This window comes from Hyphomicrobiaceae bacterium (assembly GCA_041397645.1).
Classification (GTDB): domain Bacteria; phylum Pseudomonadota; class Alphaproteobacteria; order Rhizobiales; family Hyphomicrobiaceae; genus Hyphomicrobium_B.
In genome coordinates, this window is record JAWKWE010000004.1 from 2116353 (window position 1) to 2140125 (window position 23773).

Genomic DNA, 23773 nt, shown 5'->3' on the forward strand with positions numbered 1-23773 from the left:
GGTTATGGGAGGTTCTTTGGCCTCGCCTTGGTCGTGCGTCCGTTGCAACCCGCGCTCAGCAGAGCCGGCCGCAACGGACGAAATCGTGCTTAGTACTGGTCCTCGAAGCGCTTGGCCAGCTCGTCGATGTTGTCCGGCGGCCAGTTGGGCACTTCCATTCCCAGATGCAGGCCCATGGAGGCCAGCACTTCCTTGATCTCGTTAAGCGACTTGCGGCCGAAGTTCGGCGTGCGCAGCATCTCAGCTTCTGTCTTCTGGATCAGGTCGCCAATGTAAACGATGTTGTCGTTCTTCAGGCAGTTGGCGGAGCGCACTGACAGCTCCAATTCGTCCACCTTCTTGAGCAGCGCCGCGTTGAAGGCAAGCTCGGGATGCGCACGCTCTTCGACGGCCTTCTTGGGCTCTTCGAAATTGATGAACACTGCAAGCTGATCCTGAAGAATGCGCGCAGCCAACGCCACAGCATCCTCGGCACGTACTGAGCCGTCCGTTTCAACGGTCATGGTCAGCTTGTCGTAGTCAAGGATCTGACCTTCGCGCGTATTCTCCACCTTGTAGGAGACTTTCTTGACCGGCGAGTAGAGGCTGTCGACCGGGATAAGACCGATCGGCGCGTCCTCGGGGCGATTGCGGTCGGACTGAACGTAGCCTTTGCCCATATCGGCGGTGAACTCCATACGGATGGAGGCACCCTGGTCGAGATGGCAAATGACGTGATCTGGGTTGAGGATCTCAACTTCCGAGGAAGCTTCCATATCGCCGGCGCGCACTGGGCCTGCGCCTTCCTTCTTCAGCACCATGCGCTTGACGCCATCTGAATGGATGCGCAGCGCGATTTCCTTGATGTTGAGAATGATGTTGGTGACGTCCTCGCGCACGCCCGGCACGGAGGAGAACTCATGCAGCACGCCATCGATCTGTACTGTCTTGATGGCAGCGCCCTGAAGCGAAGAAAGCAGCACGCGACGCAGCGCGTTGCCGAGAGTCATGCCAAAACCGCGTTCCAGCGGCTCGGCGACGACAGTTGCAATCCGGGCGCGGTCGCGACCCGGCTGGATGTCGATCTTGGAGGGTTTGATTAGGTCTTGCCAGTTCTTCTGCAGAACATTCACCACGGGGAGCCTCGCTTGCGATGCGGCGCGGGTTGATGAAGCCCGCGCCTACCAAGGGACGAATAAGTAAATAATACCAAGCCGCTAGCAGCTGGTCGGGCGGTCATTGCCGCCCTCGGCGTTATACGCGGCGGCGCTTGCGCGGGCGGCAGCCGTTATGGGGGATCGGCGTCACGTCGCGGATCGAAGTGATCTGGAAGCCGATCGACTGAAGCGCGCGAAGTGCCGACTCACGACCCGAGCCCGGACCGCAGACTTCGACTTCGAGCACCTTCATGCCGTGATCCTGAGCCTTGCGGCCAGCATCTTCAGCGGCAACCTGAGCGGCATACGGCGTCGACTTGCGCGACCCCTTGAAGCCCTTCGTGCCCGACGACGACCAGGCAATCGTGTTGCCCTGTGCGTCTGTGATCGTGATCATCGTGTTATTGAAAGACGCGTTCACGTGAGCCACGCCCGACGTGATGTTCTTCTTCTCGCGCTTCCTGACTTTGCCGCGTGCGGCTGCTTCCTTGGCCATCTCGACTTTGCTCCTTACCCCGTAGCGCTCTCGCCTTTGGCGCCCGTGGGCTCAACTCGAATTTGCGGCCCCAAGCAAAGCAATGCGAACAGGACCGAGTTAAAAATGCCAGCGCGGGCCAAGCTCGAAAAACCGAACCAGCGCTGCGAAAACTACTTCGTCGCTTTCTTCTTGCCGGCGATCGCCACAGCCTTGCCCTTGCGGGTGCGGGCGTTCGTGTGCGTGCGCTGACCGCGAACGGGCAGGCCCTTGCGGTGACGCAGACCGCGATAGCAACCCAGATCCATGAGGCGCTTGATGTTCATCTGAACTTCACGGCGCAGATCGCCCTCAACCGTGTAATCGCGGTCGATGGCTTCACGGATCTGCAGAACCTCAGCGTCAGTCAGCTCATTGACGCGGCGCTCAGCAGGGATGCCAACCTTCGCGCAGATCTCGCTGGCGAACTTGGGGCCAATGCCGTGAATGTAGCGCAGCGCGATGAGGACGCGCTTGTTGGTCGGGATGTTGACGCCTGCGATGCGGGCCACGTTGGTCTCCTGCGGTCTTCTTGCGGTAGAGCGACTTAGCGCCCACCTTATGGTTAGTGATGCCGTCCGGCATCGTGGTTAGTTGTCCGCCTTGCCTGCACCGTATGGGTGCGAAGCGGCACTAGCGGCCGTCCAAATGCACAACGTTCCGGGCCCGAGCTTTCGCCCCGGTCCGGATTTCATCTGGCCTGCGCTAGAAATTCCAGTGGTTTCTATCGCGCAAACCTTGATCCGTCAATCCGGTGGGTCGGCCTTTCAGGCCTTCCCAACCGCCGCCAAAACCCCGTCGATCTGGCGGGTTACGTCGTCGATTGGCGCCATACCGTCCACGGTCCTTAACAGTTCGTGGGCGAAGTAGTACCCGGTGAGGGGCGCCGTCTCGCGGTAGTAGGCCATAAGGCGCGTCTTCAGCGCCTCGGCATTATCGTCGGCCCGGACCGTACCGCCAGCTGCCAGCGTCTCGCGGGCGCGGTTCTCGATACGATCGACCAGAATTGTATCATCGACCTTGAGCTCGACCACGCAATCCAGCTTTTTGTTTTTCGACTTCAATAGCTTATCGAGCGCTGCCGCCTGCGGCAGCGTGCGTGGAAAGCCGTCCAAAATGAATCCCTTGGCGCAATCGGGCTCGGCGATGCGGTCGGCAATAATCCCGACGACGACCTCATCCGGCACCAAACCTCCGGCCGCCATAATCTCCTTGGCCTTCATACCGACCGGCGTCCCCGCCTTCACGGCTGCCCGAAGCATGTCTCCGGTCGAAAGTTGAGGAATGCCAAGCTTCTTGCAGAGCACCTCCGACTGCGTCCCTTTGCCTGCGCCTGGAGGTCCCAGTAGAATTAAATTCATCGCCGCCCCTTTGCTGAGGATGCGCCCTTGAGCTTGGCCTTCTTGATGAGGCCTTCGTATTGCTGGGCAATCAAATGGCTCTGGATCTGAGCCACGGTGTCCATCGTAACGCTGACCGCGATCAGAAGCGAGGTACCGCCGAAGTAGAGCGGAATGCCGGCATATCCGGTCAGGAACTCGGGCAGCACGCAGACCGCAGCAAGATAGAGAGCGCCGATCAGGGTAATCCGGGTCAGGATGTAGTCGATGTATTCGGCGGTCTTCTCGCCGGGGCGGATGCCAGGGATGAAGCCGCCGTACTTGCGCAAGTTATCTGCCGTGTCCTTCGGGTTGATGACAACCGCCGTGTAGAAGAACGCGAAGAAGATGATGAGCGCGGCGTAGACCGCCATGTGCAAAGGTTGGCCGGTGCCCAGCGACGCCACGATGTTGTTCAGCCACTCAGGACCCTGACCGGCAGTGAACTGTGCGACGGTAATCGGCAGCAGCAGCAACGAGGAGGCGAAGATCGGCGGGATAACGCCCGACGAATTCAGCTTCAGCGGAAGATGCGAAGCCTCGCCCTGGAACATCTTGTTGCCAACCTGGCGCTTGGGATACTGGACCAGCAGCCTGCGCTGTGCGCGCTCGAAGAATACGATCGCTGCCACGACACCAAGCGCAAGCACCAGGAAGCCAACGAGCAGTGCGGGGCTGATCGAACCCGTTTTCGACAGTTCGAAGAGCTGGACGAGCGCGCCGGGCAAGCCCGCGACGATGCCGGCGAATATGATGAGCGAAGTACCGTTGCCGACGCCGCGTTGGGTGATCTGCTCTCCAAGCCACATCAGGAACATGGTACCGCCGACCAGCGTGATCACGGTGGTGGCGCGGAAGAACCAGCCGGGCTCAATGACGACGCTGCCAGCCGCATTGTGCGAACCTTCAAGCCCAACAGAAATACCGTAAGCTTGGAACGCCGCGAGCACGACCGTCAGGTAGCGCGTGTACTGGTTGATCTGCTTACGGCCGGCCTCACCCTCTTTCTTCAGCGCTTCGAGCTTCGGATTGATCGAGCTCATCAGCTGCATGATGATCGAGGCGGAGATGTAGGGCATGATGTTCAAGGCAAAGATGGCCATGCGACCGAGCGCACCACCGCCTAGCGTATTGAACATTCCGAGGATGCCGTGCGACTGCTGCGCGAAAGAAGCAGCATAAGCGGCAATATTGATACCCGGCAGCGGGATATATGTGCCCAGCCGGTAGACGACGAGCGCAGCGAGCGTGAACCAGATGCGCTTCTTCAGATCCTCGGCCTTCGAGAAGGCTCCGAGGTTGAGATTTGCGGCAAGCTGCTCGGCAGCGGAAACCATCGTGTTATTCTCCTGACCGAGCGCAGCTGGTGCGCGGGTCCAGATCTCGTTTCAAGGATGGAACGCGGAAGGCCCACAGCAACATGGCGGACCTCCCGTCGGACCTTATTCGTCCTTGGCGCCTGCGGGCTTCTTACCCGCTGCCGCCTTCTTAGCGGCCGACTTGGCGCGCTTCTTCTCGTCGGCTTCCAGCACCTTGACGGGAATGATCGTCACGCTGCCGCCGGCTTTCTCGATCGCAGCCTTGGCCTTAGCCGTAGCGTGGTTGACCGTGATGGAAACCTTCGTCTTGATTTCACCGTCGCCAAGCAGGCGCAGGCCATCCTTCGGACGGCGCAGAACGCCAGCGGAAACCAGTGAAGCCACATCGACCGGCTGTCCCGCGTCGACGCGCTTTTCCTCAATCGCCTGCTGCAGAGCGCCGACGTTGATCTCGTTGTAGTCAGCCGGGCGCCACTTGTTGAAGCCGCGCTTGGGCAAGCGACGATGAAGCGGCATCTGGCCGCCTTCGAAACCGCCGATTGCAACGCCGGAGCGAGCCGTCTGGCCCTTTCCGCCGCGGCCACCCATCTTGCCCAGACCGGAGCCGATGCCGCGGCCGATGCGGGTGCGGAACTTGCGAGAGCCCGCGTTGTCTTTAATGCCGTTGAGCCGCATTGGGCTACGCTCCTTCTTTCGTGGCACCAACAGGCCGCTGAGGCCGGGCGTTGGATGCCCAATAGTTTCGTGTCCTTAAGCTGCCTGGCGTGACCCTATAGGGCAAGCGCCGAGCGAAATTACTTGTCCTCTACGACCCGCACGAGATGCGAAACCTTCTTGAGCATGCCGCGCATTGCAGGCGTGTCCTCAAGGGTAGCGCGACGGCCGAGCTTGTTCAGCCCCAGGCCGACGAGCGTCTGCGTCTGGCGCTCTGGGCGGCGGTTCGGGCTGCGGATCTGCTCGATCGTAATCGTCTTATTGCTGGCCATGTGGTTACCTCGAAAGCAAATGTGAAGCCCCTCGCAAAAAGGGGCTTCAAGTCTCGTCTCAGGCCTCGGCGCTTACGTCCGCAGCCGATCCGTCACGGCGGCGCGAAACGATGTCCGAAACCTTCTTGTTGCGGCGGGCTGCGACCGCACGCGGATTTTCCTGCGCCTTCAGCGCATCGAACGTGGCGCGCACGACGTTATAGGGGTTGGTCGAGCCCAGCGACTTCGCAACGACGTCATGCACGCCGAGCATCTCGAACACGGCGCGCATCGCACCGCCGGCGATGATACCGGTACCTGCCGGTGCCGAGCGAACGACCACCTTACCCGAACCGTGACGACCGACGCTGTCATGGTGCAGCGTGCGGGCATCGCGCAGGGGAACGCGAAGCAGGTTGCGCTTTGCGCCTTCCGTCGCCTTGCGGATAGCCTCAGGCACTTCGCGCGCCTTGCCATGACCGAACCCGACGCGGCCCTTCAGATCGCCTACCACGACGAGTGCGGCGAAACCGAAGCGCTTACCGCCCTTCACAACCTTGGCGACACGATTGATGTGCACCAGCTTGTCGGTGAACTCGCTATCGCGCTCCTCGCGGTCACGGCCGCGCTCTCTTTGAGGTCCACGTGCCACGTTTAAATCCTCTCCATTAGAACTTCAGACCGCCCTCGCGGGCGGCATCGGCCAGCGCCTTGACGCGGCCATGAAACAGAAAACCACCGCGGTCGAACACGACTTCGCTGACGCCGGCCTTCACAGCCCGCTCCGCGACCAGCTTGCCAACAGCAGCAGCTGCGTCCTTGTTCGCCCCGGACTTGAGCGAGCCCTTGAGCTCTTTGTCCATCGTCGATGCCGCCGCGAGCGTGGTGCCCTTGGCGTCGTCGATCACCTGCGCGTAGATGTGCGCAGACGAACGATGGATCGAAAGGCGCGGACGCCCGCTCGAATACTTCTTCACGCTGCGGCGCACACGGGCCCGGCGCTTCACAAACTTTTCTTTGGAATTGGCCATGGTCGCCGTCCTTATTTCTTCTTGCCTTCCTTGCGGAAGATGTACTCGCCCTTGTAGCGCACGCCCTTGCCCTGGTAGGGCTCAGGCTTGCGCGACGCACGGATCTCGGCGGCCATCTGGCCGACCGCCTGCTTGTCGATACCCGAAACCGTCACCTGGTCCTGCTTGGGTCCGCCAACCTTGACGTCGACGCCAGCGGGAATGTCGAGCACGACGTCATGGCTGTAGCCGACGGAGAGCACGATCTCGTTCTTGCCCTTCATCTGCGCCTTGAAGCCGACGCCGTGAATTTCCAGCTCCTGGCTGTAGCCATCCGTCACGCCCTTGATGAGGTTGGCGATCTGGGTGCGCGACATGCCCCACATGGAGCGAGCCGGCTTGGTATCCTCGATCAACGAAACGAGGACGCCCTCCTTCGTCGATTCAACCTTGAGCTCCTCAGGAACGCTGAACGAAAGCTCGCCCTTGGGGCCTTTCATCTTGACGTTCTGACCGGCCACCGTCGCCGTCACATTCGACGGTACGGGAACGGGTTTTTTACCGATGCGCGACATGGGTCAATGAACCTTTTTTCTTCAGTCCGGCGAGTGTGTGTCGATAACCCCGACCGGCCCTTTCGCGATTAGAAGATGTTGCAGATGACCTCGCCACCAACGTTGGCCTCACGCGCCTTCGCATCCGACATAACGCCCTTGGGCGTCGAGAGAATGGAGACACCGAGACCGTTGGCGACGGTCGGAATGTTCTTGACCGGCGAATAGACCCGGCGGCCAGGCTTGGAGATACGCTCGATTTCGCGGATCGCCGGCTGGCCGTTGTAGTACTTCAGCTCGATTTCAAACTGCGGGATTTCGCCCTTCATCTCAACGCGGGTGTAGCCGCGGATGTAGCCCTCGTCCTGCAGCACGTCGAGAACGCGGCCGCGCAGGTTGGATGCCGGCGTCGACACCTTCGGACGACGGCGCATCTGCGCGTTGCGGATACGGGTGAGCATATCGCCCAACGGATCGTTCATTGCCATTGCGCGCTCTCCTTACCAGCTCGATTTGACCATGCCCGGGATGCGGCCCTGGCTGGCGAGTTCGCGCAGCTGGTTGCGGCACATTCTGAGCTTGCGGTAATTGCCGCGCGCGCGGCCAGTGATCTCGCAACGGTTGCGAATGCGAACCGCGGCGCCGTTACGAGGCATTTCGGCCAGCTTCAGACGGGCCGCGAAACGCTCTTCCGCGGTCTTCGTCATGTCCTTGGCGAGTTCTTTGAGCCGCTTGCGCTTGGGCGCCTGCTGCTCGGCCATCTTGCGACGGCGCTTGTTCTTTTCAATCGAACTGGTCTTAGCCATATAATCTCCTCCAAAGGCCTTTCGGGACGGCCGCTTTCAGCTGGCCCGAGGTCCTCTAGCTGCGGAACGGGAAGTTAAAGCCCTTGAGCAACTCGCGGGCTTCGTCATCAGTGTTTGCCGACGTGCAGACGATCACGTCGAGACCCAGGACGTTATCGACCTTGTCGTAATCGATCTCGGGGAACACGATGTGTTCCTTGAGGCCGGTTGCGTAATTGCCGCGTCCGTCAAAGCTCTTCGGGTTCAGGCCGCGGAAGTCCTTCACGCGCGGCAGCGCGATCGTCACCAGGCGGTCCAGGAACTCATACATGCGGTCGCCGCGCAGCGTAACCTTGGTGCCAATCGCCATGCCTTCGCGCAGCTTGTAGGTCGCGATGGCCTTGCGGGCACGGGTAACGACAGGACGCTGACCGGCGATCAAGGCCAGTTCAGCAACCGCGTTGTCGACCTTCTTGCGATCATTGACGGCATCGCCCACGCCCATATTGAGAACGATTTTCTCAATCTTTGGGATTTGCATGACGTTGGCGTAGCCGAACTTCTGCATCAGAGCGTCGCGCACGACCGTTTCGTAATGCGACTTGAGGCGCGGCTTATAATCCTTCGGGCGCGGCGCAGCTACGCGCGCTTCCTTGGGAGCGGCTGCAGCCTTCTTCGCGCCTTTTGCCTGGGCGCCACCCTGGGGCTTGCCGCCCTTTTGCGCTTTTTCTTTCTCAGCCATGGCTTAGTTCTTCTCCGGGATCTGCTCACCCGAGCGCTTAGCGACACGGACCTTCTTGCCGTCGGCCAGGAGCTTGAAGCCAACGCGCGTCGGCTTGCCGTCCTTGGGATCCTCAATCGCGAGGTTGGAAATCTGGATGGGGCCTTCCTTGGAAATAATGCCGCCTTCCTGCTGGGCCGTCTGACGCTGATGGCGACGCACCATATTGATGCCGCGAACCAGCGCGCGGTTCTCCTTCGGCATCACGTCGATGACCTCGCCGCGCTTGCCTTTGTCGCGCCCGGCGAGAACGACGACGTTATCGCCTTTTTTGATCTTGAACGACGCCATTACAGCACCTCCGGGGCGAGCGAGACGATCTTCATGTGGTTCTTTGCGCGCAACTCGCGGGTCACCGGTCCGAAGATACGGGTGCCGACGGGTTCGCCGTTGGCATTGACCAGCACCGCAGCGTTGCGGTCGAAGCGGATCAGCGAGCCATCGGGGCGGCGAATGCCCTTGGCAACGCGAACGATCACGGCCTTCATGACTTGGCCCTTCTTGACGCGACCCTTCGGAATAGCCTCTTTGACCGACACGACGATGGTATCGCCCACGGTCGCATACTTACGCTTGGAACCGCCCAGCACCTTGATGCACTGGACGCGGCGCGCACCCGAGTTGTCGGCGACGTCGAGATTGCTCTCCATCTGGATCATCGCATCATTCCTTCTTTTTCACTGTCAGGCACGGCTGACAGCTCGCTCTTCTTTTGGGTCCTTTTTCGCTCCCGGGGTCTTGGGACCAACCTCGAATATATGAGGCTCCCAACGCTCCGACGGCTCAAAGGTCTTTATACAGTGGCGTCAAATTCGTGGACGATAGGTCGGGTGACTAGGCACCCGGCTCACGCCTCGTTTTCAACGACGGTCCACCGCTTATTCTTCGAGATGGGCGCCGATTCCTGGATCAGGACCTTATCGCCAACCTTGAATTTGTTTGCCTCGTCGTGTGCGTGATACTTCTTGGTACGACGCACGGTTTTCTTGAACAGCGGATGTGTGTAGCGGCGCTCGACCTGAACGACAATCGTTTTGTCGTTCTTGTCGGAAACCACAACACCATGCAGCACGCGCTTCGGCATAGTCTTCTTGCTCCTTTACGCGCCCTTTTGGGCGCTGCCGGCACGCTTCATGCGGGCCGCGGTCTTTACCCGCGCGATGTCACGGCGAATGATCCGGATACGCGCAGTGTTTTCAAGCTGGCCGGAAGCCCGCTGAAAGCGCAGGTTGAACTGCTCCTTCTTCAGCTTCACCAGCTGGTCGTCGAGCTGATCGAGCGACATGTCGCTGAACTCGGCTGCCATTGTTCTCGTCCTCTACTGTTCTTGCGCAATGCTGCGGGTTAGCCCACGCGCATCACGACCCGTGTCTTGATCGGCAGCTTGGCGGCACCCAGAATGAGCGCTTCCTTGGCGATCTGCTGATTGATGCCACCCAGCTCGAAGATGATGCGGCCAGGCTTCACGCGCGCCACCCAAAGTTCCGGCGAGCCCTTGCCCGAGCCCATGCGGACTTCGGCGGGCTTCTTGGAAACCGGCACGTCGGGGAACACGCGGGTCCACATACGACCGGCACGCTTGGTGTGGCGTGCGATCGCGCGGCGCGCCGCTTCGATCTGGCGAGCCGTGAGGCGCTCAGGCTCCATGGCCTTCAAGCCGACCTCGCCGAACGCCAGCGTGGTGCCGCCTTTAGCGGCCCCGTGGATGCGGCCCTTGAAGGCCTTGCGGAACTTTGTCCGTTTCGGTTGCAGCATTGTTGTCTCGCCTCAAATCTCGTTATGCGTCGGCTTCGTTGCCGACATCGCCGCCGCCACCCGACGTCCCGCCAGGGCCACCACGGCTGCGACCACCACGGTTGCCGCGGCGCTCACGGCGCTCGCCGTCGTCACGACGCGGACGAGGGCTGCCGCCCTCCTGCATCTCGGCTGCCTTCTTCTCGGACGCCATGGGATCATGCTCCATGATCTCGCCCTTGAAGACCCAAACCTTGATGCCGATGATGCCATAGGCCGTCACAGCGCGGCCGTAGCCGAAGTCGATATCGGCGCGCAGCGTATGCAGCGGCACGCGGCCTTCGCGATACCATTCCGTGCGGGCAATTTCAGCACCGCCCAGACGGCCCGCAACGTTGATACGGATGCCGATAGCGCCGAGCCGCAGGGCCGACTGCACGGCACGCTTCATCGCGCGACGGAATGCAACGCGACGCTCCAGCTGCTGAGCGATCGACTCAGCGATCAGCGTCGCGTCGATCTCGGGCTTGCGGATCTCAACGATGTTGAGATGCACTTCCGAGTTCGTCAAACGAGCAAGCTCGGAGCGCAGACGCTCGATCTTGTCGCCCTTCTTGCCGATCAAGATGCCGGGGCGCGCGGTATGGACTGTCACGCGGCACTTCTTGTGCGGGCGCTCGATGATCACGCGGGCGATGCCGGCCTCGCGCTGATCCTTCATGATGTGCTCGCGGATCGCGCGATCCTCGTGCAGCAGCTTCCCGTATTCACCCGTGCGGGCAAACCAGCGGCTGTCCCAGTTGCGATTGATGCCGACGCGCAGGCCAACGGGATTGACTTTCTGACCCATATTACTTGGCCTCCTTGGCGGACTTCTTTGCGGCCGGCTTGGCCTTCGCCTTCTTCTTCGGCGCCTCGTCTTCTTCGACCTGGCGGACGACAACGGTGAGCTGAGAAAACGGCTTAAGGATTGCAGCGCCACGGCCGCGGCCGCGGGCGTGGAAACGTTTGAGCGTCAGGTTCTTGCCGACATAGGCCTCGGCCACAACCAGCTCGTTCACGTCGAGCCCGTGGTTGTTCTCGGCATTGGCGACGGCGCTCATCACGCACTTGCGGACATCGCCCGCAATGCGCTTCTGGCTGAACTCGAGTTCAGCCATGGCCTGATCCACCTTCTTGCCACGGATAAGACCGGCGACAAGGTTCAGCTTCTGTGGCGAGATGCGCAAAGACTTGACGACAGCCTGCGCCTCGTTGTTCGCCAAACGGCGCTCGTGAGAAGGCTTGCCCATTATCTCCTCACCGCTTTCTTATCGCCACCGTGCCCGTGGAATGTGCGGGTCGGAGCGAACTCGCCGAACTTGTGGCCGATCATGTCCTCGGTGACAGCAACGGGAATGTGCTTCTGGCCGTTGTGAACACCGAAGGTCAAGCCGACGAACTGGGGAAGAATGGTCGATCGCCGGCTCCAGGTCTTGATGACCTCGTTACGACCAGACGACCGAGACTTTTCCGCCTTTTTCAGGAGGTACCCGTCAATAAACGGACCTTTCCAGACTGAGCGTGTCAAAGTGCTTCTCCTTGCGTTCCGCGCTTACTTCGTCTTCTGACGGGCGCGAATGATGTATTTCGTAGTCTGCTTGTTCTTGCGGGTCTTGAAGCCCTTGGTCGGTTTGCCCCACGGCGTCGCCCAGTGCTTACCACCCTTCGTACGGCCACCGTTGGGATGGTCGACCGGGTTCATGGTGATCGAGCGGTTGTGCGGACGGCGACCCTTCCAGCGAGTACGACCAGCCTTGCCGACGACGGCGTTCATGTGATCCGGGTTCGACACCGCGCCAACCGACGCCATGCAATCGGCCGGCACCTTGCGCGTCTCGCCCGAGTTGAGCTTCAGCACCGCCCAGCCAGAATCGCGGCCGACGAGCTGAACGAACGCGCCAGCGGAACGAGCTAGCTGACCACCCTTGCCGGGCTTGATCTCGACGTTGTGGACGATCGTGCCGACCGGCATCGAAGACAGCGGCATCGCGTTGCCGGGCTTCACGTCGACCTTATCGCCAGACACGACCGTGTCACCGACAGCCAGACGCTGAGGAGCAAGAATGTAGGACAGCGTGCCATCCTCATACTTGATCAGGGCGATGAATGCCGTGCGGTTGGGATCGTACTCCAGACGCTCAACAACAGCCGGAATATCGGCCTTGCCGTTACGGCGGAAATCGATCTTGCGGTAGCTCCGCTTGTGGCCACCGCCAATGAAGCGGGACGTGGTCCGCCCGTGCGCGTTACGACCGCCCGTCTTGTTGAGGCCCTCAACGAGCTTCTTGACCGGGCTGCCCTTCCACAGATGGCTCTTGTCGACCTGCACCAAATGGCGTCGGCCGGGAGACGTCGGGCTGAATGTTTTAAGCGCCATAATTCATGAACTCCTTAGAGACCGGTCGTCACGTCGATGGAGTGACCATCTTCGAGCGTCACGACGGCTCTCTTGGTGTCGCTGAGCAGCGCCGGACGGCCCCGGAAGGCCTTGAGCTTGCCCTTGCGGACGATCGTGTTGACGGCTTTGACCTTCACCTTGAACAGGCTCTCGATCGCGGCCTTGATCTCAGGCTTGGTCGCCTTCGAGTTCACCTTGAAGATGACCTGGTTGGCTTCCGAAGCGAGCGTCGCCTTTTCGGTGATGACCGGCGAGACGATGACGTCATAGGCGGTGCGTTTCGTCATTTGAAGCGCGCCTCCAGCGCCGCGACGGCTGCCTTGGTCAGCACCAGCTTCTTACGACGCAGAATGTCGTAGACGTTGATGCCCTGAACGGGGAGCACGTCGATGTTGGGAATGTTGCGGGCCGCGCGGGCGAAAGCCGGCTCGAGCTCGGAACCATCGATGATGAGTGCGTTTGACAGCTCAAGCTTTGCGAACTGCGATTTCAGCGCGCCGGTCTTGCCGTCCGTCGAGGAGGCCTTATCCAGCACGACAATCTCACCTGCCTTCGCCTTCGCGGAGAGCGCATGGCGCAGAGCGAGAGCGCGCACCTTCTTGGGCATATCAACGGCGTGACTGCGCGGCTTGGGACCGAACGCCTTACCACCGCCACGGAACTGCGGAGCGGACTTGTCGCCGTGACGAGCACCACCGGTGCCCTTCTGCTTGTACATCTTCTTGCCCGTGACCGAGACTTCAGAACGGTCCTGGGCGTGATGCGTACCGGCCATGCGCTTCAGGGTCTGATAGCGCACCATGCGGTGGATCAAGTCCGAACGCGGCTCGAGGCCGAAAATTGCATCTACGAGTTCGATATCACCGGCGGAGCCGGCATCGAGCGTGGTGACGGTTGCCTTCATCACGCACCTTCCTTCTTGGCTTCAGCACGCGGCTTGAATGCGCCGGGCTTTGGCAGATCCTTGGGCGTGGGCTTCTTGACGGCATCGCGCACCAGCACCCAGCCGCCCTTGGAACCCGGCACCGCGCCACGCACCATAACGAGACCGCGAGCGACATCGATTTTGGCGACAACGAGGTTCTGAGTCGTGATGCGCTCATCACCCATGTGGCCAGCCATCTTCTTGCCTTTGAACACCTTGCCGGGATCCTGGCGCTGGCCGGTCGAACCATGCGCACGGTGCGTAACCGAAACGCCGTGAGTTGCGCGCAGACCGCCGAAGTTCCAACGCTTCATGGCGCCCTGGAAGCCTTTACCCTGGTTCGTGCCCGTCACGTCGACGAACTGCCCTGGGACGAAATGATCGGCGGTGATCTCGGCACCGACTTCGATCAGGTTCTCAGGACTGACACGAAACTCTGCAATCTTGCGCTTGGGCTCAACCTCGGCCTTCGCAAAATGACCGCGGTCAGCCTTGGTCAAGCGCGAGGGCTTGCGGGTGCCGGCCCCGAGCTGGAGCGCGGTATAGCCGTTCTTCTCGACCGTCCGGTGCGAGAGCACCTGCAAATTGTCGAGCTTCAACACGGTCACCGGGACGTGCTCGCCGGTTTCCGTGAAGATGCGGGTCATGCCCACCTTCTGTGCTAGTACACCGGAACGCATCAGCATTCCTTCCTATCGTTGGGGCCGTGCTCACTGTTTCAGAGTAGAGGGCCCGAAATCTGTTTCGTTTTCTTTTACAGTTTGATCTCGACGTCGACGCCGGCAGCGAGATCGAGCTTCATAAGAGCATCGACCGTCTGCGGTGTCGGATCGACGATGTCGAGCAAGCGCTTGTGAGTGCGCATCTCGAACTGCTCGCGGCTCTTCTTGTCGATGTGCGGCGAGCGGTTCACGGTGAAGCGCTCAATGCGCGTCGGAAGCGGGATGGGCCCGCGCACTTCAGCGCCCGTACGTTTCGCCGTGTTCACGATCTCGCGGGTCGATGCATCAAGTATGCGATGATCGAACGCCTTGAGACGGATGCGGATGTTCTGGCCGTGCATGGTGTCGTCGCCTTCACTCTCGAAAAAAGACTAAAGGATGCGTCCCGGCGGGCCGACACGCATCCTCGTGCTATGAGCTACTCGATAATCTTGGTGACGACGCCGGCGCCGACGGTGCGGCCGCCTTCACGGATGGCGAAGCGAACCTTCTCCTCCATGGCGATCGGAGACACGAGCTCAACCGAGATCGAGACGTTGTCGCCCGGCATCACCATTTCGGTGCCTTCAGCCAGTTTCACCGTGCCCGTGACGTCCGTCGTGCGGAAGTAGAACTGCGGGCGGTAGTTGTTGAAGAACGGCGTATGACGGCCACCCTCTTCCTTGTTGAGGATGTAGGCCTCGGCCTGGAACTTCTTGTGCGGTTTCACGGAGCCGGGCTTGCAGAGCACCTGACCGCGCTCGACGGCAGCCTTGTCGATACCGCGAAGCAGACAGCCGACGTTGTCGCCAGCCTCGCCCGAGTCGAGCAGCTTGCGGAACATTTCGACGCCGGTGACGACCGACTTCTGAGTGTCGCGCAGACCGACGATCTCGACTTCTTCGCCGACCTTGATCATGCCGCGCTCGATACGGCCAGTGACAACCGTACCGCGACCCGAGATCGAGAACACGTCTTCGATCGGCATCAGGAAGGGCTGATCCTTCGGACGCTCGGGGATCGGGATGTAGGTGTCGAGAGCTTCATACAGCTTGACGATGGCTTCGTCGGCCAGCGGGCCCTTCTCACCGTTCAGCGCCTTGATGGCGGCGCCGCGGATCACCGGCGTATCGTCGCCAGGGAAGTTGTACTTGGAAAGAAGTTCGCGGACTTCCATTTCGACGAGATCGAGAAGCTCTTCGTCCTCGACGATATCGCACTTGTTGAGGAACACGACGATGCGCGGCACGCCAACCTGACGAGCGAGCAGGATGTGCTCACGGGTCTGGGGCATCGGGCCGTCAACGGCCGAGACGACGAGGATTGCGCCGTCCATCTGAGCTGCGCCGGTGATCATGTTCTTCACGTAGTCGGCGTGGCCTGGGCAGTCGACGTGTGCGTAGTGGCGGTTCGGTGTCGCGTACTCGACGTGCGAGGTGGCGATCGTCAGAATCTTGGTGGGGTCGCGGCGGCCCTGGCTTTCAGATGCCTTGGCTACTTCGTCGTATGCAATCGCGGTCTGGGTCCAGCCGCGGTCGGCCGACACCTTCGTCAGAGCTGCGGTCAGCGTCGTCTTGCCATGGTCAACGTGGCCGATCGTGCCGACGTTGCAGTGAGGCTTCGTGCGCTCGAATTTTGCTTTGGCCATCGGTGGCTCTCCTTCGTCTTCCTAACTCGGCCCCGGATTATGGTCCGGGGGATTTCTGCTCAATACAATTCCGGGCTCCACGCATCAGGCCATTTGAACCTGACAAATGAAATCCGTGGTTCCGTCAGGCGTACTTCGCCTTAACTTCGTCAGCGACGTTCTTGGGTACGTCGGAATAATGCGCGAACTGCATCGAATACTGCGCACGGCCCGTAGACATCGAGCGCAGCGTATTGATGTAGCCGAACATGTTTGCGAGCGGCACGTAAGCACGGATCACAGTCGCGTTGCCGCGCATCTGCTGATCACGAACCTGGCCGCGGCGAGAGTTCAGATCGCCGATGATGCCACCGACGAAATCACCCGGAGTGACGACCTCGACGTCCATGATCGGTTCGAGGATCTTCACACCGGCCTTCTCACAACCCTCTTTCATGGCCGCACGCGTCGCGATCTCGAATGCGATCGCGGACGAGTCCACTTCGTGGAACGCGCCGTCGTAGAGGTTGACCTTCATATCGACCATGGGAAAGCCGATGAGGATACCGTTGTCCCAAACCGACTTGACGCCTTTTTCGACACCCGGGATGTATTCCTTGGGCACCGTGCCGCCAACAATGGTGGACTCAAACACATTGCCCTTGCCAGTCTCGTTGGGCTCGAGCTTCAGCTTGACGCGCGCGAACTGACCCGTGCCGCCCGTCTGCTTCTTATGCGTGTAGTCGATGTCGGTCGCGCGTGCGAGCGTCTCGCGGTAGGCAACCTGCGGCTGACCAACGGTAGCATCCACGCCGTAGGTGCGCTTCAGGATGTCGACCTTGATGTCGAGATGCAATTCGCCCATGCCCTTGAGGATGGTTTCGCCCGACTCCGGATGAACCGAAACGCGGAACGAGGGATCCTCAAGCGACAGCGTGTTGAGCGCGATCGCCATCTTCTCCTGATCGGCCTTTGTCTTTGGCTCGATCTTCATTTCGATGACGGGCTCAGGGAAATCCATCTTCTCGAGAATGACAGGCTTGTTGGGATCGCAGAGCGTCTCGCCCGTGCGGGTATCCTTCAGGCCTTGCAGAGCGACGATGTCACCTGCAAACGCCTCTTTAATTTCCTCGCGGTCAGCAGCGTGCATGAGATACATGCGGCCGGCGCGCTCTTTCTTGTCGCGCGTGGTGTTCGCGAGCGCCATGCCCTGCTCGAGCTTGCCCGAGTAGATACGGCAGAACGTGATCGAACCGACGTGTTCAAAGTTCATGATCTTGAAGGCGATCATGGCAAGCGGATCGGCATCGGTAGGACGGCGCGGAGCCTCAGCTTCCGTCTTGGGATCGATGCCCTTGTAGGCTTCGCGGTCAGACGGCGCAGGCAGGAAATCTACGACCGCGTCAAGCAAGGGCTGCACACCCTTGTTCTTGAACGCCGAGCCGCACATCATGGGGTAGAAGGTACCGGTGATCGTAGCCTTGCGGATGAGCTTGCGCAGCGTCTCCTCGTCGGGCTCGTTGCCCTCGAGATACGCTTCCATCGCAGTATCGTCCATTTCGACGGCAGCTTCGATCATGGCGGCGCGATATTCTTCGGCCTTGTCTTTCAGGTCGGCCGGAATCTCGCCTTCAACCATCTTGGCGTCCTTGCCATCACCATCCCAGGTAATCGCAATCATACGGATGAGGTCGATGACACCCTGGAAGTCGGACTCAGCTCCGATCGGGATCTGCAGCGGAACGGGACGCGCACCGAGCTTATCCTTGATGTCCTGAACACACATGTAGAAGTCGGCACCGATCTTATCCATCTTGTTGGCGAAGATGATGCGCGGAACGTTATACTTGTCACCCTGACGCCAGACGGTCTCGGTCTGCGGCTCGACGCCCTGGTTGCTGTCGAGAACGCAAACGGCCCCGTCGAGCACGCGCAGCGAACGCTCGACTTCAATGGTGAAGTCGACGTGGCCTGGGGTGTCGATGATGTTCAAGCGGCGCTTGCGGCCATCGCGGCCCGGCCAGAAGCAGGTCGTCGCGGCCGACGTAATCGTAATACCGCGCTCAGCTTCCTGATCCATGAAGTCCATCGTTGCGGCGCCGTCGTGGACTTCGCCGATCTTGTAGGATCTTCCGGTGTAATAAAGGATCCGCTCAGTGGTCGTGGTTTTTCCGGCATCGATGTGGGCCATGATGCCGAAATTGCGGTAGTCCTCAATCGGGTATTGGCGGGCCATAAGTTGCCTCGATAATCCGTTTCCTTTGCGCTCAGGCTGCCCTCTGGCAACCAGCGCATTTACCAGCGGTAATGCGAGAACGCACGGTTGGCTTCCGCCATCTTGTGCGTGTCTTCGCGCTTCTTGACGGCCGTGCCGCGATTGTTGGCAGCATCCAAAAGCTCACCTGAGAGCTTGTCGACCATCGTGTTCTCGTTACGGGAGCGTGCCGCGGAAATGATCCAACGGATCGCTAGCGCCTGACGGCGCTCGTTTCGAACTTCGACCGGCACCTGATAGGTGGCACCACCTACGCGGCGCGAGCGGACTTCGACAGCCGGCATAACGTTGTCGAGCGCCTGCTTGAATAGCTCCAGGGCATTGGCCTTGGCCTTCGCTTCCATCTTGTCGAACGCACCATAGACCATGCGCTCGGCAACCGACTTCTTGCCGTCTTCCATCACCGCATTCATAAACTTGGTGACGACAAGGTCGTTGAACTTCGGATCCGGGATCACTTCCCGCTTTTGCGCCGCGTGACGACGAGACATCCTTGTGTCCTTCGCTTCGAATTCTGTTTCCGATCAGGGCCGAACGAGCCGACCCGGCTGCATTCTTACTTCGGCCGCTTAGCGCCGTACTTGGAGCGCCGCTGACGGCGGGCGGAGACGCCCTGAGTATCGAGCACGCCGCGGATGATGTGATAACGAACGCCCGGCAAGTCCTTCACACGGCCGCCGCGGATGAGAACCACGGAATGCTCCTGAAGGTTGTGACCCTCACCCGGGATGTAGCCAATGACCTCATAGCCGTTGGTCAGGCGGATCTTCGCGACCTTACGGAGTGCCGAGTTGGGCTTCTTCGGCGTCGTTGTATAGACGCGAGTGCACACGCCACGCTTTTGCGGGCAGGCATCCATATGGCGAGACTTCTCGCGATAGGTCTTCTGCTCCCGGGGCTTCCGGATCAACTGTTGTATCGTCGGCATTCGCCAAATCCTGCCTTCGTGTCATAAACTTCGGCGCGTCCATTATGGAAATGCGCCAAGCAACCCTGCCAGGCGGCGCAAACGGCGCCCCTAGCATGAAAAAACCAGAGGATCTTGCCGCCCGGAGGACGACAGATCATGGTCCGTCGATGTGCTCTGCTTTAGTGAACGGTAGCGTCTAGGCCGGCGTCGCATCCCAAAAGGGCGCCGAAGAGGGCCTACCGCCTACCGTGAGAGTGGGGGAGCTATATACACGGGTTTCATATTGGTCAACACTCAGAGACCCGCGATTTCAAATTATTTTGCGCCAGCGAAGCCTGTAAGCGAAAAAAGCGGCTGCGACGTGGTGTCTTTCGCGCCAAGTCACCACCAATCCGAGCTAAAATTCTAACGAAAGACGGCCGCGAAGCTTGTTCGCGGCCGTCCGTTTTCTCATCGTTCGTTTTGCCCCTTAAGCGGCCTCTTCCGCTCCCGGACGTCGACGGCGGCGTGCGCCAGGAGCGCCACCAGACCCTTCGGGCCCAGACAACGAGCTCGACTTAGCCTGCTCCATGGCGATGAGCTCATCGCGCTTTTGAGCAATCTTGCGAATCCGCCGTAGCATACCGCCCGTACCTGCCGGGATGAGACGGCCCACGATGACGTTCTCCTTGAGGCCATCGAGCGTATCCGCCTTGCCGTTGACGGCGGCATCGGTGAGGACGCGCGTCGTTTCCTGGAAGGAGGCTGCCGAGATGAACGAACGGGTCTGCAGCGACGCCTTGGTGATGCCAAGCAGCACTGGATTGGCGCTCGCAGGCCGCTTGCCGGCTTTCTCTGCTGCCGCATTGACCTCGTCGAACTCGATCCGGTCGATCTGCTCGCCCTTGATCAGATCGGTTTCGCCGGAGTCCGTGATCTCAACCTTCTGCAGCATCTGGCGAACGATCACCTCGATGTGCTTGTCGTTGATGGTCACGCCCTGCAGACGATAGACGTCCTGGATCTCGTTGATGAGATAGTTCGCCAGCTCCTCAACGCCCTTGATCGCAAGGATGTCATGGGGCGCGGGGTTGCCGTCGTAGACGAAATCACCACGCTCGATGCGGTCGCCATGCTGCACGGCAAGGCTCTTGCCTCGCGGAATGAGGTATTCGACCGGATCCTTCGACTCATCATCAGGCTTGATGGTGATGCGCTGCTTGTTCTTGTAGTCCTTGCCGAACTCGACCGTGCCGGAGAGGTCCGCCAGGATCGCGTGGTCCTTCGGACGGCGCGCCTCGAAGAGTTCCGCCACGCGCGGCAGACCGCCCGTGATGTCGCTCTGCTTGGCCGAGGACGTCGGAATACGCGCAAGCACGTCGCCTGCCTTAACCTCCGCGCCGCGATCGACAGACAAAACTGCATCGACCGAAAGCAGGTAGCGCGCATCGCCTCCGCGGGCGACCTTGATCGGCTTGCCCTTGGAGTCCTTGATAACGATCGCCGGCTTGAGTTCGGAGCCGCGCGGGCTGGTGCGCCAGTCGACGATGACCCGGTTCGACGTACCCTTCATCTCGTCGGTCTGCTCGCGCACCGAAGCGCCTTCGATCAAATCCTCGAAGTCGACGGTACCGTTGGCCTCCGACAGGATCGGACGGGTATAGGGATCCCAGGTCGCCAGCTTGGTGCCGCGCTTGACCGTATCGCCTTCGTCCACAAACAGACGCGCGCCATACACGATCTTGTGCGAGGCAAGCTCCTTGCCGGTCTGATCGATAATGAGGACCGACATGATGCGCGAGGTCGAGATATTCTGACCCTTCGAGTCCTTCGCGATGGTGCGGTTCTTGATCTTCACCGTACCGTTGAAGTTGCTCTCGATGCTCGACGAGTCGACCAAGTTTGCCGTGCCGCCGATGTGGAACGTACGCATGGTGAGCTGCGTGCCGGGCTCGCCGATGGACTGAGCAGCGATAACGCCGACAGCCTCGCCGATGTTTACCGGCGTACCACGCGCCAGATCGCGCCCGTAGCACTTGCCGCACACGCCATTGATCGTCTCACAAGTCAGAACGGAGCGAATGCGCACTTCCTGGATCTCAGCCTTGCCGATCGCCTCGGCATGACGCTCCTCGATGAGATCGCCATCCTTGATGATCAACTCGCCGGTAACCGGATGCTTGATGTCCTCGGCGGCGGTACGACCAAGCACGCGCGCCGCGAGCGACACGATGACCTGACCGGCGTCCACGACGGCCTGCACGTTGATGCCGGCATCGGTTCCGCAATCCTCTTCCGAGATGATCGCATCCTGCGCCACGTCGACGAGACGGCGCGTGAGATAGCCTGAGTTCGCCGTCTTCAAGGCGGTGTCGGCCAGACCCTTGCGAGCGCCGTGCGTCGAGTTGAAGTACTCGAGCACCGACAAGCCTTCCTTGAAGTTGGAGATGATCGGCGTCTCGATGATCTCGCCCGAAGGTTTGGTCATGAGGCCGCGCATACCGGCAAGCTGCTTCATCTGGGCAGGCGAACCGCGCGCACCCGAATGGCTCATCATGTAGATCGAGTTGATGGGCTTTTCGCGTCCGGTCGCAGCGTCCTTATGAACCGCCGAAATGCGATCCATCATTTCCTTGGCGATCTGATCGGTGCAACGCGACCAGGCGTCGACCACCTTGTTGTACTTCTCCAACTGGGTGATCAGACCATCCTGATATTGCTGCTCGAAGTCGCGCACTTCGGAGTTGGTCTTCTCGACGATCTTCTCCTTGGTGTCGGGGATGAGCATGTCATCCTTGCCGAAGGAGATGCCCGCCTTGAAGGCGTGATGGAAGCCGAGCTGCATGATGCGATCGCAGAAGATCACCGTCTCCTTCTGACCGCAGTTGCGGTAAACCGCGTCGATCATGCCGGAGATGTTCTTCTTGGTGAGCATCTGGTTGACGAGCGCGAACTTGACGCCCGGCTGACGCGGCAGAAGCTCGCCCAGGATCAGGCGACCCGGCGTCGTGTCGTGGATCTCGGTGACCGGCTCGCCGTTGTCATCGACCGTCTGGAAACGGCCCTTGATCTTGGCGTGCAGGGTCACGACACCGGCAGCCAGCGCGTGATGGATCTCGGCGAGCGAGCCAAACATCATGCCTTCGCCCGGCTCATGATCGCGCATGAGCGAGAGATAGTAGAGACCAAGCACGATATCCTGCGAGGGCACGATGATCGGCTGACCGTTGGCCGGATGCAGAATGTTGTTGGTCGACATCATGAGCACGCGGGCTTCAAGCTGGGCCTCAAGCGACAGCGGCACGTGGACAGCCATCTGGTCGCCATCGAAGTCGGCGTTGAAGGCAGCGCAGACGAGCGGATGCAGCTGAATGGCCTTACCCTCGATCAGGGTGGGCTCGAACGCCTGAATGCCAAGGCGATGCAGCGTCGGCGCGCGGTTCAGCATCACCGGATGCTCGCGGATGACCTCGTCGAGGACGTCCCAGACTTCCGGCTTCTCTTTCTCAACCAGCTTCTTTGCCTGCTTGACGGTGGCGGCTTGGCCGAGAGTCTGCAGCCGCGCGTAGATGAAGGGCTTGAACAGCTCCAGCGCCATCTTCTTCGGCAGACCGCACTGATGCAGCTTGAGCTCTGGACCAACCACGATGACCGAACGGCCCGAGTAGTCCACGCGCTTGCCGAGCAGGTTCTGACGGAAACGACCCTGCTTGCCCTTCAGCATGTCGGCGAGCGACTTCAGCGGGCGCTTGTTGGCGCCGGTGATGACGCGGCCACGGCGGCCGTTATCGAACAGCGCATCGACCGCTTCCTGAAGCATACGCTTCTCGTTGCGGATGATGATGTCGGGCGCACGCAGCTCCATCAGCCGCTTCAGACGATTGTTGCGGTTGATGACGCGACGATACAGGTCGTTGAGGTCGGAGGTCGCAAAGCGGCCGCCATCGAGTGGCACCAACGGACGTAGCTCCGGCGGAATGACCGGCACCTGGGTCAGGATCATCCATTCCGGACGATTGCCGGACTCGATAAAGGCCTCGATCACTTTGAGACGCTTGCCGAGCTTCTTGGGCTTCAACTCGGTCGTCGCCTCGGCGATCTCCTGGCGCAGATCGACAGCAATCTTGGGCAGGTCCATAGCCGAGAGAATTTCGCGGATCGCCTCAGCACCGATGCCGGCGGTGAAGCTGTCTGCGCCGTACTCGTCGATGGCCTGGTTGTACTGCTCTTCCGTCAGCAGCTGCTTTTCGGAAAACGGCGTCACGCCCGGCTCGATGACGATGTAGTTCTCGAAGTAGAGAACGCGCTCAAGATCCTTCAGCGCCATATCGAGCAGAAGGCCGATGCGCGAGGGCAGCGACTTCAAGAACCAGATGTGGGCGACGGGGGCGGCAAGCTCAATGTGGCCCATGCGCTCGCGGCGCACCTTGGCCAGCGTCACCTCAACGCCGCACTTTTCGCAGATGAGGCCCTTGTACTTCATGCGCTTGTACTTGCCGCACAAGCATTCGTAGTCCTTGATCGGTCCGAAGATGCGCGCGCAGAACAGGCCGTCACGCTCGGGCTTGAACGTGCGGTAGTTAATCGTCTCGGGCTTCTTGATCTCGCCATACGACCACGACAGGATGTCGTCGGGCGAGGCGATGGAAATCTTGATCTGATCGAAGGTCGGGAGCGGCGCCTGCGTCTTGAAGATGTTGGTAATCTCGTTCATCAGCTCTCTCCTCGTGAGACCGATG

The 23773-nt window shown here is 60.5% G+C and carries 31 protein-coding genes; all 31 read right to left on the reverse strand.

The genetic code is table 11. The annotated features are described in order from the left end of the window. Positions 1 to 89: 89 nt before the first annotated feature. The 31 genes from R3D51_09865 to rpoC all read right to left on the reverse strand — a co-directional run bounded on the left by R3D51_09865 (position 90) and on the right by rpoC (position 23748). Positions 90 to 1112 (reverse strand): DNA-directed RNA polymerase subunit alpha, encoded by a 1023-nt coding sequence (locus R3D51_09865; GenBank protein ID MEZ5899788.1) that lies wholly within the window; start codon positions 1110 to 1112, stop codon positions 90 to 92. 121 nt (positions 1113 to 1233) lie between these two features. After that, a complete protein-coding gene (gene rpsK / locus R3D51_09870; GenBank protein ID MEZ5899789.1) occupies positions 1234 to 1632 on the reverse strand; it encodes a 30S ribosomal protein S11 in 399 nt (132 codons plus the stop codon). A gap of 152 nt (positions 1633 to 1784) precedes the next feature. Then, complete coding sequence (gene rpsM, locus R3D51_09875) at positions 1785 to 2162, reverse strand: 30S ribosomal protein S13 (protein ID MEZ5899790.1); 378 nt, start codon at positions 2160 to 2162, stop codon at positions 1785 to 1787. 255 nt (positions 2163 to 2417) lie between these two features. Next, positions 2418 to 3011: an adenylate kinase gene (locus tag R3D51_09880; protein ID MEZ5899791.1), complete on the reverse strand. Its 594-nt coding sequence runs from the start codon at positions 3009 to 3011 to the stop codon at positions 2418 to 2420. Beyond that, positions 3008 to 4366: a preprotein translocase subunit SecY gene (gene secY, locus R3D51_09885; protein ID MEZ5899792.1), complete on the reverse strand. Its 1359-nt coding sequence runs from the start codon at positions 4364 to 4366 to the stop codon at positions 3008 to 3010. Before secY ends, R3D51_09880 begins: the two co-directional genes overlap by 4 nt. Before the next feature lie 105 nt (positions 4367 to 4471). After that, on the reverse strand, positions 4472 to 5023 hold the full coding sequence (gene rplO, locus R3D51_09890; GenBank protein MEZ5899793.1) for a 50S ribosomal protein L15: 552 nt from the start codon (positions 5021 to 5023) through the stop codon (positions 4472 to 4474). Positions 5024 to 5142: 119 nt separating this feature from the next. Then, on the reverse strand, positions 5143 to 5334 hold the full coding sequence (gene rpmD, locus R3D51_09895; GenBank protein ID MEZ5899794.1) for a 50S ribosomal protein L30: 192 nt from the start codon (positions 5332 to 5334) through the stop codon (positions 5143 to 5145). Positions 5335 to 5392: 58 nt separating this feature from the next. Beyond that, a complete protein-coding gene (gene rpsE, locus R3D51_09900) occupies positions 5393 to 5965 on the reverse strand; it encodes a 30S ribosomal protein S5 (protein ID MEZ5899795.1) in 573 nt (190 codons plus the stop codon). Positions 5966 to 5981: 16 nt separating this feature from the next. Beyond that, on the reverse strand, positions 5982 to 6344 hold the full coding sequence (gene rplR, locus R3D51_09905; GenBank protein ID MEZ5899796.1) for a 50S ribosomal protein L18: 363 nt from the start codon (positions 6342 to 6344) through the stop codon (positions 5982 to 5984). Positions 6345 to 6355: 11 nt separating this feature from the next. Then, positions 6356 to 6898: a 50S ribosomal protein L6 gene (rplF, locus tag R3D51_09910; protein ID MEZ5899797.1), complete on the reverse strand. Its 543-nt coding sequence runs from the start codon at positions 6896 to 6898 to the stop codon at positions 6356 to 6358. 68 nt (positions 6899 to 6966) lie between these two features. Further along, complete coding sequence (gene rpsH, locus R3D51_09915) at positions 6967 to 7365, reverse strand: 30S ribosomal protein S8 (GenBank protein MEZ5899798.1); 399 nt, start codon at positions 7363 to 7365, stop codon at positions 6967 to 6969. Positions 7366 to 7377: 12 nt separating this feature from the next. Beyond that, positions 7378 to 7683 (reverse strand): 30S ribosomal protein S14, encoded by a 306-nt coding sequence (gene rpsN / locus R3D51_09920; protein ID MEZ5899799.1) that lies wholly within the window; start codon positions 7681 to 7683, stop codon positions 7378 to 7380. Positions 7684 to 7738: 55 nt separating this feature from the next. Beyond that, entirely contained in the window at positions 7739 to 8404 is a 666-nt protein-coding gene (gene rplE, locus R3D51_09925) for a 50S ribosomal protein L5 (GenBank protein ID MEZ5899800.1), read from the reverse strand. Between the two features lie 3 nt (positions 8405 to 8407). Continuing rightward, complete coding sequence (gene rplX / locus R3D51_09930) at positions 8408 to 8734, reverse strand: 50S ribosomal protein L24 (protein MEZ5899801.1); 327 nt, start codon at positions 8732 to 8734, stop codon at positions 8408 to 8410. After that, positions 8734 to 9102 carry a 50S ribosomal protein L14 gene (gene rplN / locus R3D51_09935; protein MEZ5899802.1) on the reverse strand — a complete coding sequence of 123 codons (369 nt, stop codon included), beginning with the start codon at positions 9100 to 9102 and terminating at the stop codon, positions 8734 to 8736. The genes rplX and rplN overlap by 1 nt, the downstream gene beginning before the upstream one ends. Positions 9103 to 9290: 188 nt before the next feature. Then, complete coding sequence (gene rpsQ, locus R3D51_09940; protein MEZ5899803.1) at positions 9291 to 9527, reverse strand: 30S ribosomal protein S17; 237 nt, start codon at positions 9525 to 9527, stop codon at positions 9291 to 9293. Between the two features lie 15 nt (positions 9528 to 9542). Beyond that, on the reverse strand, positions 9543 to 9749 hold the full coding sequence (gene rpmC, locus R3D51_09945; GenBank protein MEZ5899804.1) for a 50S ribosomal protein L29: 207 nt from the start codon (positions 9747 to 9749) through the stop codon (positions 9543 to 9545). A gap of 38 nt (positions 9750 to 9787) precedes the next feature. Continuing rightward, the gene (gene rplP / locus R3D51_09950; protein MEZ5899805.1) at positions 9788 to 10198 is read right to left on the reverse strand and encodes a 50S ribosomal protein L16; all 411 of its coding nucleotides are present in this window, start codon (positions 10196 to 10198) and stop codon (positions 9788 to 9790) included. 22 nt (positions 10199 to 10220) lie between these two features. Further along, complete coding sequence (rpsC, locus tag R3D51_09955) at positions 10221 to 11027, reverse strand: 30S ribosomal protein S3 (GenBank protein MEZ5899806.1); 807 nt, start codon at positions 11025 to 11027, stop codon at positions 10221 to 10223. A 1-nt stretch (position 11028) separates the two neighbouring features. Beyond that, positions 11029 to 11469, reverse strand: a complete 441-nt coding sequence (gene rplV, locus R3D51_09960; GenBank protein ID MEZ5899807.1) for a 50S ribosomal protein L22 — start codon at positions 11467 to 11469, stop codon at positions 11029 to 11031. Beyond that, on the reverse strand, positions 11469 to 11747 hold the full coding sequence (gene rpsS / locus R3D51_09965; protein MEZ5899808.1) for a 30S ribosomal protein S19: 279 nt from the start codon (positions 11745 to 11747) through the stop codon (positions 11469 to 11471). The genes rplV and rpsS overlap by 1 nt, the downstream gene beginning before the upstream one ends. A gap of 24 nt (positions 11748 to 11771) precedes the next feature. Next, the gene (rplB, locus tag R3D51_09970) at positions 11772 to 12596 is read right to left on the reverse strand and encodes a 50S ribosomal protein L2 (protein ID MEZ5899809.1); all 825 of its coding nucleotides are present in this window, start codon (positions 12594 to 12596) and stop codon (positions 11772 to 11774) included. A 14-nt stretch (positions 12597 to 12610) separates the two neighbouring features. Continuing rightward, positions 12611 to 12904 (reverse strand): 50S ribosomal protein L23, encoded by a 294-nt coding sequence (locus R3D51_09975; GenBank protein ID MEZ5899810.1) that lies wholly within the window; start codon positions 12902 to 12904, stop codon positions 12611 to 12613. Next, entirely contained in the window at positions 12901 to 13521 is a 621-nt protein-coding gene (gene rplD / locus R3D51_09980) for a 50S ribosomal protein L4 (protein MEZ5899811.1), read from the reverse strand. The genes R3D51_09975 and rplD overlap by 4 nt, the downstream gene beginning before the upstream one ends. Continuing rightward, positions 13521 to 14222, reverse strand: coding sequence for a 50S ribosomal protein L3 (rplC, locus tag R3D51_09985; GenBank protein ID MEZ5899812.1), 702 nt, complete (start codon positions 14220 to 14222; stop codon positions 13521 to 13523). Before rplC ends, rplD begins: the two co-directional genes overlap by 1 nt. Before the next feature lie 74 nt (positions 14223 to 14296). After that, positions 14297 to 14605, reverse strand: coding sequence for a 30S ribosomal protein S10 (gene rpsJ, locus R3D51_09990; protein ID MEZ5899813.1), 309 nt, complete (start codon positions 14603 to 14605; stop codon positions 14297 to 14299). Positions 14606 to 14682: 77 nt separating this feature from the next. After that, positions 14683 to 15891: an elongation factor Tu gene (gene tuf / locus R3D51_09995; GenBank protein MEZ5899814.1), complete on the reverse strand. Its 1209-nt coding sequence runs from the start codon at positions 15889 to 15891 to the stop codon at positions 14683 to 14685. A gap of 124 nt (positions 15892 to 16015) precedes the next feature. Then, positions 16016 to 18106: an elongation factor G gene (gene fusA / locus R3D51_10000; GenBank protein ID MEZ5899815.1), complete on the reverse strand. Its 2091-nt coding sequence runs from the start codon at positions 18104 to 18106 to the stop codon at positions 16016 to 16018. Positions 18107 to 18165: 59 nt separating this feature from the next. Beyond that, positions 18166 to 18636, reverse strand: a complete 471-nt coding sequence (gene rpsG, locus R3D51_10005; GenBank protein MEZ5899816.1) for a 30S ribosomal protein S7 — start codon at positions 18634 to 18636, stop codon at positions 18166 to 18168. Between the two features lie 65 nt (positions 18637 to 18701). Beyond that, a complete protein-coding gene (gene rpsL / locus R3D51_10010) occupies positions 18702 to 19073 on the reverse strand; it encodes a 30S ribosomal protein S12 (protein MEZ5899817.1) in 372 nt (123 codons plus the stop codon). Between the two features lie 451 nt (positions 19074 to 19524). Beyond that, positions 19525 to 23748, reverse strand: coding sequence for a DNA-directed RNA polymerase subunit beta' (gene rpoC, locus R3D51_10015; GenBank protein ID MEZ5899818.1), 4224 nt, complete (start codon positions 23746 to 23748; stop codon positions 19525 to 19527). Positions 23749 to 23773 lie beyond the last annotated feature (25 nt).

What these genes read in the sequence shown, in the direction of transcription:
- rpsK (MEZ5899789.1), bottom strand. Translation starts at nt 1,632, where the DNA reads ATGGCCAAGGAAGCAGCCGCACGCGGCAAAGTCAGGAAGCGCGAGAAG.
- R3D51_09880 (MEZ5899791.1), bottom strand. Translation starts at nt 3,011, where the DNA reads ATGAATTTAATTCTACTGGGACCTCCAGGCGCAGGCAAAGGGACGCAG.
- secY (MEZ5899792.1), bottom strand. Translation starts at nt 4,366, where the DNA reads ATGGTTTCCGCTGCCGAGCAGCTTGCCGCAAATCTCAACCTCGGAGCC.
- rplO (MEZ5899793.1), bottom strand. Translation starts at nt 5,023, where the DNA reads ATGCGGCTCAACGGCATTAAAGACAACGCGGGCTCTCGCAAGTTCCGC.
- rpmD (MEZ5899794.1), bottom strand. Translation starts at nt 5,334, where the DNA reads ATGGCCAGCAATAAGACGATTACGATCGAGCAGATCCGCAGCCCGAAC.
- rplR (MEZ5899796.1), bottom strand. Translation starts at nt 6,344, where the DNA reads ATGGCCAATTCCAAAGAAAAGTTTGTGAAGCGCCGGGCCCGTGTGCGC.
- rplF (MEZ5899797.1), bottom strand. Translation starts at nt 6,898, where the DNA reads ATGTCGCGCATCGGTAAAAAACCCGTTCCCGTACCGTCGAATGTGACG.
- rpsH (MEZ5899798.1), bottom strand. Translation starts at nt 7,365, where the DNA reads ATGGCAATGAACGATCCGTTGGGCGATATGCTCACCCGTATCCGCAAC.
- rpsN (MEZ5899799.1), bottom strand. Translation starts at nt 7,683, where the DNA reads ATGGCTAAGACCAGTTCGATTGAAAAGAACAAGCGCCGTCGCAAGATG.
- rplE (MEZ5899800.1), bottom strand. Translation starts at nt 8,404, where the DNA reads ATGGCTGAGAAAGAAAAAGCGCAAAAGGGCGGCAAGCCCCAGGGTGGC.
- rplX (MEZ5899801.1), bottom strand. Translation starts at nt 8,734, where the DNA reads ATGGCGTCGTTCAAGATCAAAAAAGGCGATAACGTCGTCGTTCTCGCC.
- rplN (MEZ5899802.1), bottom strand. Translation starts at nt 9,102, where the DNA reads ATGATCCAGATGGAGAGCAATCTCGACGTCGCCGACAACTCGGGTGCG.
- rpsQ (MEZ5899803.1), bottom strand. Translation starts at nt 9,527, where the DNA reads ATGCCGAAGCGCGTGCTGCATGGTGTTGTGGTTTCCGACAAGAACGAC.
- rpmC (MEZ5899804.1), bottom strand. Translation starts at nt 9,749, where the DNA reads ATGGCAGCCGAGTTCAGCGACATGTCGCTCGATCAGCTCGACGACCAG.
- rplP (MEZ5899805.1), bottom strand. Translation starts at nt 10,198, where the DNA reads ATGCTGCAACCGAAACGGACAAAGTTCCGCAAGGCCTTCAAGGGCCGC.
- rpsC (MEZ5899806.1), bottom strand. Translation starts at nt 11,027, where the DNA reads ATGGGTCAGAAAGTCAATCCCGTTGGCCTGCGCGTCGGCATCAATCGC.
- rplV (MEZ5899807.1), bottom strand. Translation starts at nt 11,469, where the DNA reads ATGGGCAAGCCTTCTCACGAGCGCCGTTTGGCGAACAACGAGGCGCAG.
- rplB (MEZ5899809.1), bottom strand. Translation starts at nt 12,596, where the DNA reads ATGGCGCTTAAAACATTCAGCCCGACGTCTCCCGGCCGACGCCATTTG.
- R3D51_09975 (MEZ5899810.1), bottom strand. Translation starts at nt 12,904, where the DNA reads ATGACGAAACGCACCGCCTATGACGTCATCGTCTCGCCGGTCATCACC.
- rplD (MEZ5899811.1), bottom strand. Translation starts at nt 13,521, where the DNA reads ATGAAGGCAACCGTCACCACGCTCGATGCCGGCTCCGCCGGTGATATC.
- rplC (MEZ5899812.1), bottom strand. Translation starts at nt 14,222, where the DNA reads ATGCGTTCCGGTGTACTAGCACAGAAGGTGGGCATGACCCGCATCTTC.
- rpsJ (MEZ5899813.1), bottom strand. Translation starts at nt 14,605, where the DNA reads ATGCACGGCCAGAACATCCGCATCCGTCTCAAGGCGTTCGATCATCGC.
- tuf (MEZ5899814.1), bottom strand. Translation starts at nt 15,891, where the DNA reads ATGGCCAAAGCAAAATTCGAGCGCACGAAGCCTCACTGCAACGTCGGC.
- fusA (MEZ5899815.1), bottom strand. Translation starts at nt 18,106, where the DNA reads ATGGCCCGCCAATACCCGATTGAGGACTACCGCAATTTCGGCATCATG.
- rpsG (MEZ5899816.1), bottom strand. Translation starts at nt 18,636, where the DNA reads ATGTCTCGTCGTCACGCGGCGCAAAAGCGGGAAGTGATCCCGGATCCG.
- rpsL (MEZ5899817.1), bottom strand. Translation starts at nt 19,073, where the DNA reads ATGCCGACGATACAACAGTTGATCCGGAAGCCCCGGGAGCAGAAGACC.
- rpoC (MEZ5899818.1), bottom strand. Translation starts at nt 23,748, where the DNA reads ATGAACGAGATTACCAACATCTTCAAGACGCAGGCGCCGCTCCCGACC.